This is a genomic window from Capnocytophaga sp. oral taxon 332 str. F0381 (assembly GCF_000318275.2).
Lineage (GTDB): Bacteria > Bacteroidota > Bacteroidia > Flavobacteriales > Flavobacteriaceae > Capnocytophaga > Capnocytophaga bilenii.
Genome location: NZ_KB291319.1, coordinates 76,296 through 94,004 on the forward strand (window position 1 = coordinate 76,296; position 17,709 = coordinate 94,004).

Below are 17,709 nucleotides of genomic sequence, written 5' to 3' on the forward strand. Positions count from 1 at the left end.
TCTTATTAATTCACCTCCAGTGAACGCTCTTCATCAAAGCCGTCAGGAAGCGTAAAAACCACCGTATAACGCCCTTTGGGTAGGTAAATATTGCCATCGGTAGCCGTGCGCAAGAATATACGCTGCACACTCTTTTCGTAAGCTGTTTTGCCAGCTTCCGAAATAGTTAGGTTATATGGAATGTAGTTAAACCCTTTATTTGTCTTATACACCCATTCTTGCAGCGTAACACGCCCTTTCATAACCTTTATTGGAATTTCTTTACCCGCTGCCGAAGCAAACCCCAACAAATACACTTGCGGTTTTACGGGCGTTTCCCACTCATTGGCAGCATTTCCCCATTGTGCCGAATAAGCAATAGTAGTAGGAGCTTCCAGCGGGTAGAACTCTTGCGAAGTAATAGCAATGCGAAGCTCTTGCATCATCTTGATAGAAGTACTATACACTCCACTACCCAGTGTAGCCACTTGCATTTCGCCCGTGTTCTCGTTTATATAAATATCACGTATTCCCGTTTCGGGTAAGCCCTTGCTAAATGCTTGCCAGCTTTCGCCCAAGTTGAACGATATATAAAGCCCGTTATCGGTACCTACATACAAAATCTGCCCGTTGATAGGGTCTTCTTTCACCACATTCACCCGTCCTTCGGGAAGGTTTGAGCGAATGTCCGTCCAGCTTTTTCCGTTGTCGTTACTCATAAACACAAAAGGCTCAGCTACCGTTTTATCGGTAGCAATGAGTGTAGCTATCACACGGTTGCGCTGGTGGCGTGAAGCAATTAGGCGATTTACTCGCAAGGCACGCGGGAAAGCATTGTAAATTTTTCGCCACGTAACCCCACCGTTGTCGGTAGTGTAAATCATTCCGTCATCACTACCCGTGTATAGCAAGCCAAACATAAAAGGCGATACAGCGATTGCCGAAATCGTTCCGTAAGGTCTATTGCCTTGTTTGCCCCCATTGGTGAGATCGTCCGAGATAGTACGCCAATTCTTACCCCTATCTATGGAAAGATGCAATTTATTGCTGCCTGCAAACATAATATCTTGATTTTGTGCGGAAATTGCCAGCGGGATACGATTGCCAAAGCGCAAAGGCGCTTTGTTCTCACCGTAAAACAAGTTCCCCCAATCCTCTTTGGGTGTCAAGCTGTTGTCTAAATTGGCTATTTGCACCGCTTGTGGTACATTCTTCGGTTCAAAGCTCTTTCCGTTGTCATACGAAACCAACAAACCATTATTGGTATTGCAAAATAAAGTGCCACCTTGCATATAAATACCCTCATAACGTTTCTCTAAACTTACGGGCTGCTTGCTACGCCACGTAGCACCCCCATCTACTGATTCCAATAAAGGGTATCCTCCTATAAACAAATGGTCTTTATTGTTATCTTCTACTGCTATTCCGCCAAAGAACTCACCATCTTGGTAATACGTATCGTTTAGCGGTAGCGAATGCGTTTTTTCCCAATGCAATCCCCCATCTTTGGTTACATACACTTCGGCGCCCACTACTTCTTTGGGGTTCAGCTGCAAATAATTCAGCAAGCGCGAAGGCGAAGTTACTTCCGCAGCAATCATATCTTTTAGCTGTTGCGCTTTGTATTTGTGATTCTCACCAATATTTGCCAGAAAAAACTCCAACCGCTGATTGTTCAATGCCAAAAAGTCCGTTTTACTCATTCCTTCAAAATCATTAGCCGAAAGATGAATTTTATACGCCTTTTGCAACTCATTATCAGTATTATTTGCTTTTTTTACAGTACGGTTATCTACCACAGCATAGTAAGTGTTTTTATCAAAGAGAGCCACCCCTATTTTTCCTATTCGGTTCCCCTCAAGAAAGCCATTTCCACTGATTTTGTTCCACGTATCGCCCCCATCTGTACTTTTGTAAATAGCGCTATTGCTGCCAAAAGGCACACTTTCCCACTCGCTGTTGTTGCATTCCCAAGCGGTAGCCAGCAATACAGCCCCGTCTTCCGAAGCTACCAAGCCACTCACCCCCGTGCGAGTACTCAAAGCCAATTTCTGTTGCCACGTTCTGCCCCCATCAGTAGTTTTAAAAATACCACGTTTGTCGTCTCCTTTGTAAAGGTTGCCCATAGCCGTTAGTAGCATTTCCTGCGGATTATTGGCATTTAAATAAATCCCACTGCTGCGTTCAGCAGGTACCGCCCCACGAAACTCAGTAGTCGCACCCCAGTCAGCCGACACAAATAAGCCGTATGGTGTAACAATAGCCAGCACACCGCGCTGCCAATCTACCGCCAGTGCGCGCACCTGCATTGTAGGCATTGTAGTACATAGCGGTGCAAACGTTACCCCTCCGTTTTTTGTATGCCATATTCCCCCATCTTCAGGCGAAATAACAAATTCGGCACTATTTTTCTGATTTACACACAAAGCCACCACACGGCTACCCGCAGCCTTTACCTGCACCCGTTCAAAAGGCGTTTCGCTCACCCACGAATTAGTTTTAAGTTCTTGTTTTTCCCGAAAAGATAGCGGCAAAGCCACCTGCGCCTGCACACCACCCCCCATTACCAAGAGCCACATCCACGATAGAAAATATTTTTTCATTATTACAAAAAGTTACAAGTTTGTTGTTTTATAGCACAATACCCTTCTGTCCCCTTAACCTAATAAATCGGCTATACCCAATTTATCCAACCGTCATCTTCAGAGCGAACCTTGAGCGAACCTTGAGCGAACCTTGAGCGAAGGATGAGCGAAAGATAAGCCCGTGCGGCTCGCACCGAAGGAAAGTCGGCGAGCTTTAATTTCTTTAAAAACGACTGCAAAATTACAAAAAAAAGTAATACCTTTGCCCTTTCAAACTAAATATTCAATACAATGGAAAACGGAATTTATGCCAAAATAACCACTGCCAAAGGGGATATTTTAATCCAACTTACCTACCAGCTTACCCCAGCTACTGTAGGAAACTTCGTAGCACTTGCCGAAGGAACTATGAAAAACACACAAAAACCACTCGGCACGCCCTATTATGACGGACTTACCTTTCATCGTGTGATTCCTAATTTTATGATACAAGGCGGTTGCCCGCTGGGTACAGGTACCGGCGACCCTGGTTACCGCTTTGATGATGAGTTTCACCCCTCACTAAAGCACGACAAGGCAGGCGTTATATCAATGGCAAATGCAGGAGCAGGTACTAATGGCAGCCAATTTTTTATCACTCACCTGCCTACACCTTGGCTCGACAATAAGCATACTGTCTTCGGACAAGTAATTGAAGGGCAAAACGTAGTAGATGCCATTGCTCAGGGTGATAAAATTGAAAAAGTAACTATCATAAGAGTAGGCGAAGAAGCTGAAAAATGTGACGCTCTTAAAGCCTTCAATAGTTTAAACGAAGCCAAAGCCGCGCGCCTTGCCGAGCAAAAACGCAAAAACGAAGAAGCTTTTGCTAAAGAAATAGTAGGTTTTGATAAAACAGAAAGCGGATTGTACTACAAAATTACTCAGCACGGCAATGGTAAAAAACCACAAGCAGGGCAAAAAGTAGCAGTACATTACACGGGTATGCTTCTTGATAAATCAGTATTTGATAGCTCTTATAGTCGCCGACAGCCACTAAACTTTACCGTAGGAGTAGGGCAGGTGATAGAAGGCTGGGACGAAGGCATTCTTTTGCTTCACGAAGGCGACAAAGCCCGCCTTGTAATCCCTTCCGACCTTGCTTACGGCGCCAGCGGTGCAGGCGGAGTAATCCCACCCCACGCCCCCCTCATTTTTGATGTAGAGTTGGTAAAGGTTAATGATTAAAGCATACTTTGGCAAAGCTTGGGGCTTTGCCAAAGTTTTTTTATACATTGATAATCAATTACTTTTAGTAGTGCAAAAATGTTTCACCCCTCTCTATTAACCATTAATCACAAACAAAAGTAAGATGCTGATTTTCAGTACATACAAAAAAGAAGTGAAAATATTTTTTCTACAATCATAGCTAATTACAAATAAATAATTACCTTTGTACCTTAAATAGAGTGAATAAACAACAAATCAACTCTTTCACAAATCACATCAATGAATCCATTTGAACAATTAGGGCTCGAAACACCCATCCTCAAAGCCATTACTGATATGGGCTTTGAAACTCCTTCCGAAATACAACAAAAAGCAATCCCTACGCTACTTGGCGAAGATACCGATATGGTAGCTCTCGCTCAAACAGGTACGGGCAAAACTGCTGCCTTTGGCTTCCCTCTACTGCAAAAAATAAATACTGATAGCAAACATACCCAAGGACTTATCCTTTCGCCTACGCGTGAACTATGCTTGCAAATAGCTTCTGAACTTAAAAACTATGCTAAATACCTCCCACAAATAAATGTGGTGGCTATTTATGGCGGGGCAAGCATTGACGACCAAGCTAAACAGCTCAAAAAAGGGGCACAAATCATCGTGGCTACCCCTGGTCGTATGCAGGATATGATCAAACGCAACTTCGTAGATATTACTAGTATTAGCTACTGCATCTTAGACGAAGCTGATGAAATGCTCAATATGGGCTTTTACGAAGATATCAACGCTATCCTTTCATACACACCCCAAGACAAAAGCACGTGGCTCTTCTCGGCTACAATGCCCAACGAAGTAGCCAAAATTGCACGCAAATTTATGCGTAAACCTATAGAAATTACCGTAGGCACACGCAACCAAGCAAGTAATACCGTACAGCACGAGTATTATTTAGTAAACGGACGACACCGCTATTTGGCACTAAAACGATTGGCTGATGCCAATCCCGATATATTTTCAGTAGTATTTTGCCGCACCAAACGCGATACTCAAGCCGTAGCCGAAAAACTTATTGAAGACGGTTACAATGCAGCAGCATTACACGGCGATTTAAGCCAAAACCAACGCGATTTGGTAATGAAATCCTTCAGAGCAAGGCAAATACAAATGCTTGTAGCTACTGATGTAGCCGCACGAGGCATAGACGTTGATGATATTACCCACGTAATCCACTACCAGCTTCCCGATGAAATAGAAACCTATAACCACCGCAGTGGTCGTACAGGGCGCGCAGGTAAATCAGGGATATCAATGGTAATATTGCCCAAAAGTGAGATTAGAAAAATAAAAGAAATAGAACGCGTTATCGGGCAACATTTTGAGCAAAAACAACTACCTACAGGGATTGAAATATGCGAAATACAACTGTATCACCTTGCTAATAACCTGAAAAACGTAGAGGTAAACCCCGATATAGAGGACTATTTACCTGCTATACATAAAGAATTACAAGATTTAGACCGCGAAACACTCGTAAAGAAAATATTTTCAGTAGAATTTACTCGTTTTTATAACTATTATAAAAATGCCGAGCACCTATCTATTTCCGATGAAGGCGGTACTAAAAACAATGAAACACATAGCGGCAACAGCGTACGCTACTTTATCAATATAGGCGAGCGAGATGGTTACGATTGGCGTACCCTTAAAGACTTCCTAAAAGCAACACTTAATCTCGGCAAAGACGAAGTATTTCAAGTAGATGTAAAGAATAGTTTTTCTTTTTTCAATACCGAAAGCAACCATACCGCCTTAGTGATGGATACTTTCAACGATTTCAGGTTGGATGGGCGTTTTATCAATGTAGAGATTTCAAATAAAGGTGCAGGACGAGGACGAGGCGGCAAGCGTGAAGACGAAGGGCGTAGCAAGAAAAAATCACAGCCCAACACCCGAAAACAAAAAACCATTGAAGCCTTTGACAAAGCTTTTGGAGGGAAGAAAAAGAAGAAGAAATAAAAATACTAAATACTAAACTCTAAACAAACATTATGATCTTAAAAAAACTCACTTATCGCCCAGATATTGATGGATTACGAGCTTTAGCAGTACTTTCTGTTATATTATTTCACATCAATCCACAATATATGCCAAGTGGTTTTTTAGGGGTTGATATATTTTTTGTTATTTCAGGTTTTTTAATAACTTCTATTATCTATAAAGAAATGGCAGAGGGCACATTTACCTTTGCCAATTTCTATAATAGGCGCATCAAGCGAATACTCCCTGTATTTTTTGTGGTGCTTTTTACAGGGTTACTCATAGCGTGGTATTTTTTTTTAGTGCGTGATTATTACGGTACTGCTAATAGTGCTATTATGGCTGTATTCTTTTTATCAAACATCTATTTTTCACGTTTGGGTGATTACTTTGATGTAGCAGCCGAACAGCGTCCTTTTGCTCATATTTGGTCACTATCTGTTGAAGAACAGTTTTATTTTATTTTCCCTCTTGTTTTATTATTTATTTTTAAAAACAAATACCTGAAAAAACATAAGATTGGTGCATTAATTGTAGGAGGAGGTATTTTATTACTTTCCTCTTTTGTAAATCTTAAAAAAATAGGTATTGATTTAGACCCTTACTATCTACCTCATTTACGGATGATAGAACTTCTCTCAGGAGCTATTCTTTCAGTCTTTCTATTTGAAAAAGGTAATAGGCTAACCACTAAACAATCTAATGTATTAGTAATTATAGCTTTGTTAGCACTTTTATTATTTCTGTATTTAAAAAACTTCTTTGTATTTCCTTATTTTCCAGGTGTATTAGCTCTTTTACCTTGTATAGCCACTTGTTTGTTGATTTTAGCAAATGAAAAAGGAAAATATATTAAACAGTTATTTTCGTTAAAACTTATAGTTTGGATAGGAAAAATATCTTATTCTCTTTATCTATGGCATTGGTTAGTATTAGCTATTTTTAGATATATTTATGGTTCGGGAGCACTTGCTATTCCTCAACTTATCATTGCAATAATCCTTATTTTAGCTCTTTCAGTATTGAGTTACTATGCAGTAGAACAAGTTTTCAGATATAATAAGCTGTCATTTAAAAAGAATTTAATGTTCTTTTACATACTCCCCTCCTTAGTAATAGTCGCTTTTTGCTATAAACTTTACAAAACTGAAGTGCCTGAATATCTGATGAAGTTTCCACACTATCCTCCTATTGCTTGCAATAGCTGTAAAGATAAAGAAACTTTAATGACATTTGGCGATCTCAATAGTAATTATCCCTATAAAATACTATTTGCAGGCGATAGTAATACAGCTCATTTAGTACCCTTTATAGAAGTTGTAGGTAAAAAAGAAGGTTGGAAAGCTGATGTTATTTCAGCAGGTAACTGCCCATTTTTATTTGATTATCAGCATAAAGAAACGAAACAAGACTGTATTACAATGAATGAATACCTCGCAAAACACTATAAAGAATACGATATTATCATACTATCAAATACAATTGCTGAAGATACTTATATACCCAATTTCAGACAGCGACTATTAAATACCATAAAAAAGTTACTACAAGAAGGTAAAAAGGTGTATTTAATCAATAGTTCTTCAGTATATGATATAGATCTACCAAAAATAAAACACATTGAAAAAACATTAGGTATCCGTTGGGGTATACCTTTTAAGGGTGAGAAGTACCAACAAAACACCCAGCATTGGAATGTTATTGCTAGTATGGTAAAAGACCATTTCCCTGAAGTAAAAATCATAGATTTTTTGCCTTATATACCCAATGATGGTTGCATTAATAATATCCCAATAGTATTAGATATTAATCATTTAAATAGTTATGGAGCTAAAAAAATAGCCGAAAGATTTATACAAGATGGGAAAATAATGATAAAGTAATAATTTTTAAAGAAAAATATTTGGAAAGTAATAAAAAGATTTTGTACATTTGCGCCGTTAAAAATTATTAAAAAAATATTTTATATGGAAGCTTGGATTATTGCCGTTTTCTTTATCGGCTATTTCTGTATCACTACTGAACATCAAATAAAAGTAGACAAAACCATTTCGGCTTTAGGTATGGCTGTTATTTGCTGGACTATCCTAAAGGTGTGGAATATTGGTGTAATGCACATCGAGGGCAGCACTTTAGTTCCTGTAAGTGCCGATGCTATGGGGAATGCCAATGCCATAGATGCGGCACTACAACACCACTTGGCTGAAACTGCCGAAATCTTATTCTTCTTAATCGGTGCAATGACTATCGTAGAGGTAATTGATATGCACCGTGGCTTTGAAATTATCAAGCGTATTATTCGTACCAAAAGTAAAGTAAAACTGCTGTGGATTATCGGTATTATCGCTTTCTTCTTATCAGCTATTATCGATAACCTTACTACTACTATTATCCTTATCACTATTGTACGCAAACTAATCCCCGACCAAAAAGAACGTATTTGGTATGCTTCACTTATTGTAATTGCTGCCAATGCAGGAGGAGCTTGGTCGCCAATAGGAGACGTAACTACTACAATGCTTTGGGTGAAAAACAAAGTGAGCGCAGCCAAATTGGTAGAATATGTGTTTATCCCTTCCACTATATGCTTAGTAGTACCATTGCTTATCGCTTCATTCTTACCTGTCTTTAGAGGTAAAGTAGAAACAAATAGTAGTGATGAAGTTACTATTTACAAAAGCAGTATGCCGGTATTGGTAACAGGGTTTATCGCTATTATCTTTGTACCTATTTTTAAATCGGTTACACATTTGCCTCCTTATATAGGAATGCTCTTTGCCTTAGCTACAATGTGGTTTGTGGGTGAAAAACTAAAACCTAGCAGCGAACTAAACAGCGAAGAAAGTGAGAAATTTGGCATACACCGTGCTTTGAGCCGTATAGAATTCTCAAGTATCTTGTTCTTCTTAGGGATATTATTAGCGGTGGCTTCATTGCAAACTATAGGTACGCTATTCAATTTTGCACAAACGCTTAATGAAACAATCCCAAGCAAAAACATCGTAGTATTGCTATTAGGATTTGCTTCGGCAGTGATAGACAATGTGCCACTGGTAGCCGCAAGTATGGGTATGTTCCAAGAAGGATTGGATAATGGCATATGGCACTTTATAGCGTATTCGGCAGGAACAGGTGGTAGCTTGCTTATCATAGGTTCGGCAGCAGGAGTTGTAGCTATGGGTATGGAAAAGATTAGCTTCTTTTGGTATGCTAAAAATATTCTTTGGATGGCACTATTAGGCTTTATATTAGGCTATCTCACCTTAGTAACATTTGAGGCAATGCACGTATTTGGTTAATAATTAATGATATATAAATCAAGAAAAGTCGGTTAGGAATATTACTTAACCGACTTTATTTGTTAAACTGCTCTTTGTGATAGTAAAATTTAATTTATAGTTCAGCGTTCAGAATTCAAAATTATTTTGTATTTTTGCAGTACTTAAAAATCAACCTTATGCTGGAATTTATTATTCAGAAAGACAAAGATTTGCTTTGTTTCTTAAATAGTTGGGGTAGTTCTTCAGCCGATTCACTATGGCTGCTGATTACCAATCAATGGACTTCACTACCGCTGTACTTCTTGCTCTTATATTTCTGTATTAAACACTTACATTGGAAAAAGACATTATTTGTACTACTATGTGTAGGGTTGCTTATCGCAACTACCGACCAAGTAGCAAATGTTTTTAAATACGGTTTTGAACGCTTGCGTCCCTGCCACGATGAAACTTTGGCAGGACAAATGCGTTATGTGATTTGTGGAGGTAAATATGGGTTCTTTTCGGCTCACGCTGCCAATACAATGGCTCTGACAGTATTCTTTACTTTGTTGTTGAAAAAATATTTAAAGTATATAGGAGTGCTGTTGGTATGCTGGTCGGTAATCGTAAGTTATAGCAGGATTTACCTTGGGGTGCACTTCCCAGGAGATGTGGTAGTGGGCTGGTGTATTGGCTCTTTGTTTGCCTTGCTTTATTATCGCTTATGGCTGATGATAGCTGCTAAGATAAATGGCTGATGAAAGAGGATTTTTTGCATTATCTTTGGCGTTATAAACGGGTGCCATTGCATTGTGAGCTTACTTCGGGCGAGAGGTTAGAAATTCGTTGTTTTGGCACTTATAATAGGCTTGCTGGTCCTGATTTTACGGGAGCACAGCTGGTTATTGGTCAGCAGCTTTGGGCAGGCTGTGTAGAGATGCACCTAAAGTCTTCGGACTGGTACTTACACGGACACGAATATGATACAGCGTATAACAATGTGATTCTGCATATAGTATGGGAGCACGATATAGAAGTATTTGATGTGAATAACGTGCCTATTCCTACCTTAGAGCTTCGGAATTGGGTGTCTGAAGAGTTATTGAGTACCTATCGGGAGTCATTGGCTGGAGGGTATAAGTTTATTACTTGTGAGCGGTTGTATAATACCGTGCCTGCCATTACTTTGCTTAGCTGGAATGAGCGGCTTTTAGTGGAACGATTGGAAGAAAAAGCTACTCTTGTACGACAACTGTGGATAGATTGCCAATACGACTGGGAAAAGGTACTTTTTATGTGTTTGTTGAAACACTTTGGAGGAACTGTAAATGGTGAGGCTTTTATGCAGTTGGGTAGGGGAGTGCCTTTTTCAGTTATCAGAAAAGAACGAGTACACCCCTTGCGATTAGAGGCTTTGCTGTTGGGCTTGGCAGGTTTGTTACCTGAGGAAACCGAATGGCAGTATGTAACAAAACTATATGAGGATTTTGTGTATCTGAAACAGAAGTATAGTTTAGAGCTTTTGCCTCTGCGTATGAATTTTAAAGGATTACGCCCACAGGGTTTTCCTACAATTAGGTTGGTACAGTTGGCACAAGTATATGAAAATAAGGAGGGGCTTTTTTCGCAATTGATAGAGGTAAATAGCTTTAAAGATTTGAAAACACTTTTTAAAGTTAAGCTATCGGAGTTTTGGGAAACGCATTATACTTTTGGTAAGGTTTCTAAAAAGGTAAGGAAGCCGTTAAGCGATAGTTTTATAGCTCTTATTTGGGTGAATGTGCTTATTCCTTTGAAGTATCTTTATTATAAAACGCAGGGTAGAGATGTGAGTGAAGAACTAATGGAGGTAATGAAGCTACTACCTGCCGATAATAATGGAGTTATAGATGCTTTTAAGAACTTAGGAGCAGAAGTGAAGTGTGCTTTTGACAGTCAGGTGTTATTGCACCAGTACAAGTATTATTGCCAGCGTAAGCGTTGTTTAGATTGTGCGGTTGGGGTTGCATTATTGGGTAAGAGCTAATAACTGATTGTAAGCACTCTCAAAAGCAAGAAGATTGATAGAGGTATTTATTTTTAGAGCTTGTAAGTATGTGAGGAGTTTTTCGGTAGGTAGATAGCCGCCGTGCCCTCTAATAGCACTATAAAAGCGCCTGTTACCCTCTTGGTAGTTTTTCGCAACAGCTTCCAGAGTAAGAGGTTGCCCAATGAGAGATGTTTCATTGTCTAAAAGAAGGATTTGAGTGTTGCTGTATGAGTAATCTAACTGAGTGGTTAGCTCTTGTAACTCACTTTTTAAGGCAATAGCATAAAATCCTACAGCCAATAAAGATTGTAGATAATCTTTATTGGCTGTAGTTACACACTCTATAAGTTGTAAGTTGTTATTGAGCATCTTATAAAGGCTGTTTTTAGTCATTGTTATTTACTTGTTTTTCTTTTAGGGCATTTCTGAAGTCTTTCAAAAACACACTACCTATACCTATAATGAGTCCTGCAAACGTCCAAATAGCTATGATAAGTGCTTTTTTAGGCTTAGTGCGCTCATTGGGTACACTCACAGGTTCTATAATGGTAAAAATAGGTTGATCTTCTTTTAGTTTGATACGTTTGGTTTCCAACTGTTTGGCTAACTCTGTATAAACGCTAAAAGCGAGGTTGTATTCCGCTTGCAGTTGTTGTAGCCTTGTTTGTGGTAAATTACTAAACAAGTTGCGGTTTTGGTCTTGAAACTGAGCTACAGCATACTGTTTAGATTTGAATTCTTTTTCAGCTTCTATACAACGTTTTGCTACAAAATCATATTCCTCTTTGGCTTTTTGTAGTTTAAAACTGGTTACTACTTCTTGCAATAGTTGCTGAGCATTTTGTAACATCTGTGCAGCGGGCAAGGCTTCAGGCATCCTAAACGATAGATTTATATAACCATCTTTCTCATTTATGTCTAAACTTATATGCCCTCCGATACTATTGAGGATACCTCTTTCTTCAGGAGTGAGGGTTGTAATAATAGTGTCATTTACTGTAGTAGCAGGAGCTGTTGTTGCTGCTGGTTTGCTTCTAAATATACCCATAATACGCCCCATTAGGCTGGGTTTGCTATATTTAGTGAGATACTCTTCATAGGTAATGTCATTAGGCAAATCTTTAAATGTAAGTTTGGTTTGTACTAATCGCTTCCTAAAAGGGATACTTGCTATAATTTTATCGTAACTTTTTAAAGGTATAGCCTCTGAAGAACTACCACTTAAGTTAATACCTGCTAAAGCCGCCAAGCCTCCTAAACCACCACTACCTCCTTTGTCAGAAGTTTGTGGGAGCATAATAGTAGTAGCTGTATATTCATTATCGGCAGTGAAGGCTGCTACCACTCCTATTATCAGGAATAGTAAGGTGAATATAGCTATTCTTTTTTTTGCTTTTAATATCTTATTGAGCAGAGCCAACAAGTCTATTTCGTCCTCTTTATCAGTGAGTTGTTCGTTTGTTACTGCCATACTATTTATTTTATTACATTGTAAATTAATACACCCATAGTAGTAATTGCCGAGATAATACCAATAGTTTCACCAGTAGTCATTTGTCTGCGCTCTGGTTTGGTAGGAACTATGATAATAGCTCCTGGTTCCAATTTAGGATAGTTGTTAAAGAACAATGATCTACGTGTAGATTTAATACTTCCGTTGGCATAGAGTACATAGATAGCATTTCGTTTAGAAAGATTAGAAAAACCACCCGCTTGGTCTATATACTGCCTAAGAGAGGTGCCTTTTTGGTAGCGCACCATTGAAGGAGCTAACACTTCTCCACGTATTTCTACTGTTTGCTTTTCTGAAGGTACTAATATTTTGTCGCCTTCGCTAAGTAGTAGGTCGTATCTGCTGTGTTTATTTTTTAGTATTTTATTTATGTCTAAGCCTATGCGGTATTGATTAGTAGATTTAGCTATTTTCTTAAGTGATTTGCTTTTCGCTGCACTTCCATCACTTTCTAGTTCTACCAAATCTTCCAAAAAGTCTTCTTGCTGCAATTCTCCTTCATCTGTTTTTTTGCGCACCAAAGTCACTCCCTGCTTATAAGCAAACGGCGTAAAACCTCCAGCTCGTTCCAACAAGTCTGAAATGCGTTCGCTTTTAGACTCTATGCTATATATACCAGGGTATAATACCTCGCCCATCACAGATACCGTCTGCATTGGGGTAAAACCTTTTTGGTAACGCACCGATACCAAGTCATTAGGTTGCAATGTCAACCCTTCACCTTGTGGTATAAGTTCATTATTGGTTGAGACTTTAAATGTCTGGCTTAGTTTTGTAAAACTGCCGTCATTAAGTTCTCGGAACACCTCTATTGTTGAAGGGTCAGCACCATTAGAGAGTCCTCCTGCTAAGAGTATCGCATCTTCTACGGTCATATTCTCCATATAAGGCAATTCTTTAGGAGTATTTACTGCTCCGTCTACCTTTACAAAGCGTTTGTATTGTAAGGCATCTTTGTAGAAAATATGAATACTATCATTGTCTTTTAGGGGTATTTCGGTATTCTTTTCTAATAATTCTTTTACTGAGAAGCTCAGTGTTTGGTAATCTGTTTTGTTTTCGGTACGGAAGATGAGTCCTTTGTTGAGCGAAGCGTCTTTTTTCACTCCGTTAGCCCTATTGATAAGGTCAAGAGCAGTCATTCCCTCTTTAAATTCATATACACCTGGTTGATACACAGCACCCCCTATACTCAGTCTGTTTTGGTATTCTTTGGTAATAGAATGCACTTTCAGCCTATCTCCATTTTCCATTTTCAGCTTTGATATTTCTGAAAAAGCAATTTCTTTTACTTCGCGTTTGGCGTTCTTTATACGTTCTAACACAAGGGTATTGGTGAAAGCATCCGAAGTAAAACCTCCGAAGAAGCTCACCAAATTAGCTAAAGTTTCACTGTCTAAAGTTTCATAAAAACCTTGTCTTTTTACTTCGCCTTCCACCCATATACGGTTTTTGTAAGGCGGGACTATCAGCACATCTTGGTCTTGTAATCCTAAATTCCCTTTTTCAGAACCATTGAGAAGAAATTGGTAAATATCAAAAGTAGCTATTTTCTTGCCCCCTCTGAATAGGTTTACTTCCCTAAACGATCCATTTTGCGAAGGACCCCCGCAAGCATATAGTGCGTTAAGTACGGTAGAAAGTGAGCTTAGTGAATAAGTTCCTGGTACTACCACCTCGCCTATAATGTTAACCTTCACGGTACGTACCTGACTGATGGTTACTCCTGTATATATCTTGGCATAGCTGCCATCAGGGGCAGAGATACCCGAATAGATACGTTTTAAGGCACTGTTTATTTTTGCTTTAGCATCTGAGAATGAAAGTCCACCTACGTGTATACGTCCCACCCCGTTCAAGAAAATGTTCCCTTCAGCATCTACTTTTTGTCTAAAGTTCCCTTCAGTAGCTCCCCACACTTCTACCAATAACTCATCACCGGGACCTATTTGGTAGTTGTCAGGGGTAGGCATATTAAGGTTAGGAGTAAATGATATTTTTGGGTTTTTAAAGAAGTCTAACCCAAAGATAGCCTTATTTTTATCGTCCTCTTTAGTTGCAAGTTTTCTTTTATCTTCATTACCTGTATAGCCAAAAATGTCTTCTTCATCAGCAGGTTTTCTCATTTTATCAGTAGCAGCAGTAGGAGCATTGCTTTTCACATTGCTAAGCTGCATAATGCGCTGCTTTAGTTTCATAGCTTGCATTTCTTGCATACCGCGCGCTCGTGCCATAGCTATGAGCTGGTCTATAGTGTAGCCCTGAGCTTGCGCCCGTGCCCACATAGTTTGTACTTGTGTATCCGACAAGTTGTCTACATTCACCTGTGTGATGTCTACATTGTTAGCAGCTGCTTTCTCATCTACTTGAGCAATAGCTATAGAAAAGCCTAATAGAAAGCAACTTAAAAGAAATTTTAATCTCAACATTTTCTTGAACAAAAACAATTACGGCTGCAAAATTACATCTTTTTTTGCAATTAACTGCTATACTTTATCTTTTTTATTTATTTTTTAGTATTATTCACATTTTCAGTTTGATACTTTGCTTTTTTGCTACCCTCATACATTCTGTATTGTAGCAAGCGGCTTTCCAGCTTGCCGTTGTATAGCTTTATTTTGCGTGAAGGGCGCAAGCCTACGAACTTCATCCCCTCAAGGTTTGAGGTGATAAACCACGCATCAGTGTTGGGGTAATGGTTTTTCAGTGTATCGCCTATTGAGGCGTATAGTTTTTCGGTATCAATAGGCAATCGCTCGTTGTAGGGCGGATTGAAAACGATGTGCAAAGGAGCTTCTTTGTTTTCTTTTTCGGTAGTAAAAAAGTCTTTTTGTTCAATGGTTACATATTGAGCCAAATCAGCATTGCGTAGGTTATCTTTAGCTTTCATCACTGCCGAAGGGGCTTTGTCGTACCCCACTATGCGATGGTGAAACTCACGCATTTTCTTGATACAACTATTGAAGATTACATCAAAAAGTTTTTGGTCGAAGTCATTCCAGCGTTCAAAAGCAAATTCTTTACGATGGATATTAGCAGGAATATTGCAAGCTATCATAGCAGCCTCTATCAGGAAAGTACCGCTACCACACATCGGGTCTAAAAAGTCACACTGCCCATCCCAGCCACTCATTAAGAGGATGCCAGCAGCAAGTACCTCGTTGATAGGTGCGATATTAGTAGCCATACGATAGCCCCGTTGGTGCAGCGAATTGCCTGAACTATCAAGAGAGACGATTACCTCGTTGCGCTGAATATGGATATGCAACTGCACATCGGGGTGGTGTATATCTACATTAGGACGCTTGCCTGTACGCGCTCTAAAAGCATCGACTATGGCATCTTTAGCTTTCAGTGCTACGTATTGAGTATGATTGAAAAGTTCTGTTTGCAAAGTTGCCGAAATAGCAAAAGTTTGGTTAACCCCCAAATATTCTTCCCAATCAAATTCGTAAAGTTTGCGGTAGTATTCCTCTTCAGAGCGCACGTAGAAAGAAGCAATAGGCTTGAGTATCTTCAGAGCTGTACGTAGGCACAAATTGGCTTTATACATAAAACCTTTATCGCCTACAAACTCTACACTACGAACGCCCTTTACTACTTTCATAGCTCCTAAATTCTGCAATTCTTCTGCCAATATATCTTCAAAACCAAAGAAGGTCTTGGCTAACATTTTATAATTTTTATCCATAAACTTCAAATTTACCGCAAATATATATTATTTTTGTCAGCTGAAAAAATAAAATCAATAAAAAAATGAATTTACTACATACTGCCGATTGGCATTTAGGGCAAACCTTTTACCAATACGACCGCTATCACGAGCACGAGCATTTTCTCAATTGGTTATTACAAACTATTGAAAATCAGAAGATAGACGTGTTGCTCATCAGCGGTGATGTATTTGATACGGCAAACCCTGCGGTAGAGTCGCTTAGGTTGTTTTATCATTTTTTGCATCGGGCAATCACTCGTTTTCCTCAGCTACAAATTATTGCTACCGCAGGCAATCACGATTCGCCTGTGCGTTTAGAGATGCCTCAGCCCCTTTTAGAAGATACGCGTGTTCACCTCATCGGACACGTAAGGCGCAACCACCAAAAGCAGATACATTACGATTCGCTTATCATTCCGCTTTACAAAGGTGATACCATTGCTGCTTACTGCCTTGCTGTTCCCTTTTTGCGTTTGGGCGACTATCCTAAAAACGAAGAGCAAACTCCCAATTACGCCGAAGGGATTACGCTTTTTTACAACCAAATTACCCAACGAGCATTGGCAATAGCACAAGGTAAACCGCTGATTGCTATGGGGCATTTGCACGCTACAGGTGCTGAAGTGAGCGATGACGATACTGCCGAACGCCCTATTATCGGTGGGATAGAAGGGGTGCAGACAACCGCTTTCCCTACTCAATTGCAGTACGTAGCATTGGGGCATATTCACAAGGCACAGGCTTTAGGAGGCAAAGAGTACATTCGCTATAGTGGAAGTCCGTTGCCTCTTTCTTTTGCTGAACACAATTACAATCATCAGGTAGTGTGTATACAGCTGATAGAAAATGAAATACAGCACATACAACCCCTTGCCGTGCCATTACACACCCCGTTACTCAGCGTTCCTGCACAACATCAAAGCCCCGAAAAGGTACTCCAAGCACTTCAAGCACTGCCAGAAAGTGCCGTTACAAATAGTGAGCCTCTGCCTTTTTTAGAAGTGAAAGTACTCCTTAGCGAACCTTCACCGGAACTCAAAAGTGAAATACTAAAAGCCATCGGCAACAAACACGTACGCTTGGCACGCATAGATGTACGTTTGCAACAAGGTGAAAACGATACTGAAGCTCCATTGCAAAGTGAACTCGCCCTCAACGACTTACAGCCCATAGATGTGCTAAAACAAATTTACGAAAAGAAGTTTCATACTCCTCTTCCAGAACGCTATGAAGCCCTTTTTGAAGAAGCATTGGCGTTAGTACTTAGTAGTTAGCTCGCTCGGTGCGAGCCGCACAGGCTTTTATTTTTCGGTGCGAGCCGCACGAGCTTATCCTTCGTCACATACTTGGCTGCACCAGCTCGCCGACTTTCCTTCGCTTAT

At 39.6% G+C, this 17,709-nt stretch carries 12 protein-coding genes; 7 read left to right on the forward strand and 5 right to left on the reverse strand.

The window, feature by feature from the left end; all coding sequences use genetic code 11:
- Nucleotides 1-5: 5 nt before the first annotated feature.
- Nucleotides 6-2,582, reverse strand: a complete 2,577-nt coding sequence (locus HMPREF9075_RS07975; protein ID WP_009416014.1) for a hypothetical protein — start codon at nucleotides 2,580-2,582, stop codon at nucleotides 6-8.
- A 273-nt stretch (nucleotides 2,583-2,855) separates the two neighbouring features.
- Here HMPREF9075_RS07975 and HMPREF9075_RS07980 point away from each other — a divergent pair, with 273 nt between their 5' ends.
- The 6 genes from HMPREF9075_RS07980 to HMPREF9075_RS08005 all read left to right on the forward strand — a co-directional run bounded on the left by HMPREF9075_RS07980 (nucleotide 2,856) and on the right by HMPREF9075_RS08005 (nucleotide 11,096).
- Nucleotides 2,856-3,791, forward strand: coding sequence for a peptidylprolyl isomerase (locus tag HMPREF9075_RS07980; protein ID WP_009416016.1), 936 nt, complete (start codon nucleotides 2,856-2,858; stop codon nucleotides 3,789-3,791).
- A gap of 261 nt (nucleotides 3,792-4,052) precedes the next feature.
- Nucleotides 4,053-5,786, forward strand: coding sequence for a DEAD/DEAH box helicase (locus tag HMPREF9075_RS07985; protein ID WP_009416017.1), 1,734 nt, complete (start codon nucleotides 4,053-4,055; stop codon nucleotides 5,784-5,786).
- 32 nt (nucleotides 5,787-5,818) lie between these two features.
- A complete protein-coding gene (locus tag HMPREF9075_RS07990) occupies nucleotides 5,819-7,690 on the forward strand; it encodes an acyltransferase family protein (RefSeq protein ID WP_009416018.1) in 1,872 nt (623 codons plus the stop codon).
- Between the two features lie 84 nt (nucleotides 7,691-7,774).
- Complete coding sequence (gene nhaD, locus HMPREF9075_RS07995) at nucleotides 7,775-9,106, forward strand: sodium:proton antiporter NhaD (RefSeq protein WP_009416019.1); 1,332 nt, start codon at nucleotides 7,775-7,777, stop codon at nucleotides 9,104-9,106.
- A 158-nt stretch (nucleotides 9,107-9,264) separates the two neighbouring features.
- The gene (locus HMPREF9075_RS08000) at nucleotides 9,265-9,828 is read left to right on the forward strand and encodes a phosphatase PAP2 family protein (RefSeq protein ID WP_009416020.1); all 564 of its coding nucleotides are present in this window, start codon (nucleotides 9,265-9,267) and stop codon (nucleotides 9,826-9,828) included.
- Entirely contained in the window at nucleotides 9,828-11,096 is a 1,269-nt protein-coding gene (locus tag HMPREF9075_RS08005) for a DUF2851 family protein (RefSeq protein ID WP_009416021.1), read from the forward strand. Before HMPREF9075_RS08000 ends, HMPREF9075_RS08005 begins: the two co-directional genes overlap by 1 nt.
- On the opposite strand, the gene HMPREF9075_RS08010 is transcribed toward HMPREF9075_RS08005, so the two are convergent.
- From HMPREF9075_RS08010 to HMPREF9075_RS08025, 4 genes are all read right to left on the reverse strand, one after another.
- Complete coding sequence (locus HMPREF9075_RS08010; protein WP_034557214.1) at nucleotides 11,079-11,468, reverse strand: pyruvate carboxyltransferase; 390 nt, start codon at nucleotides 11,466-11,468, stop codon at nucleotides 11,079-11,081. The genes HMPREF9075_RS08005 and HMPREF9075_RS08010 overlap by 18 nt on opposite strands.
- Before the next feature lie 16 nt (nucleotides 11,469-11,484).
- Nucleotides 11,485-12,570 (reverse strand): Wzz/FepE/Etk N-terminal domain-containing protein, encoded by a 1,086-nt coding sequence (locus tag HMPREF9075_RS08015; RefSeq protein WP_009416023.1) that lies wholly within the window; start codon nucleotides 12,568-12,570, stop codon nucleotides 11,485-11,487.
- 5 nt (nucleotides 12,571-12,575) lie between these two features.
- The gene (locus HMPREF9075_RS08020; RefSeq protein ID WP_009416024.1) at nucleotides 12,576-15,041 is read right to left on the reverse strand and encodes an SLBB domain-containing protein; all 2,466 of its coding nucleotides are present in this window, start codon (nucleotides 15,039-15,041) and stop codon (nucleotides 12,576-12,578) included.
- Nucleotides 15,042-15,118: 77 nt separating this feature from the next.
- Complete coding sequence (locus HMPREF9075_RS08025) at nucleotides 15,119-16,303, reverse strand: class I SAM-dependent RNA methyltransferase (RefSeq protein ID WP_009416025.1); 1,185 nt, start codon at nucleotides 16,301-16,303, stop codon at nucleotides 15,119-15,121.
- A gap of 65 nt (nucleotides 16,304-16,368) precedes the next feature.
- On the opposite strand from HMPREF9075_RS08025, the gene HMPREF9075_RS08030 reads away from it, so the two are divergent.
- Nucleotides 16,369-17,601, forward strand: a complete 1,233-nt coding sequence (locus tag HMPREF9075_RS08030) for an exonuclease SbcCD subunit D C-terminal domain-containing protein (RefSeq protein WP_009416026.1) — start codon at nucleotides 16,369-16,371, stop codon at nucleotides 17,599-17,601.
- The last annotated feature ends 108 nt before the right edge of the window (nucleotides 17,602-17,709 follow it).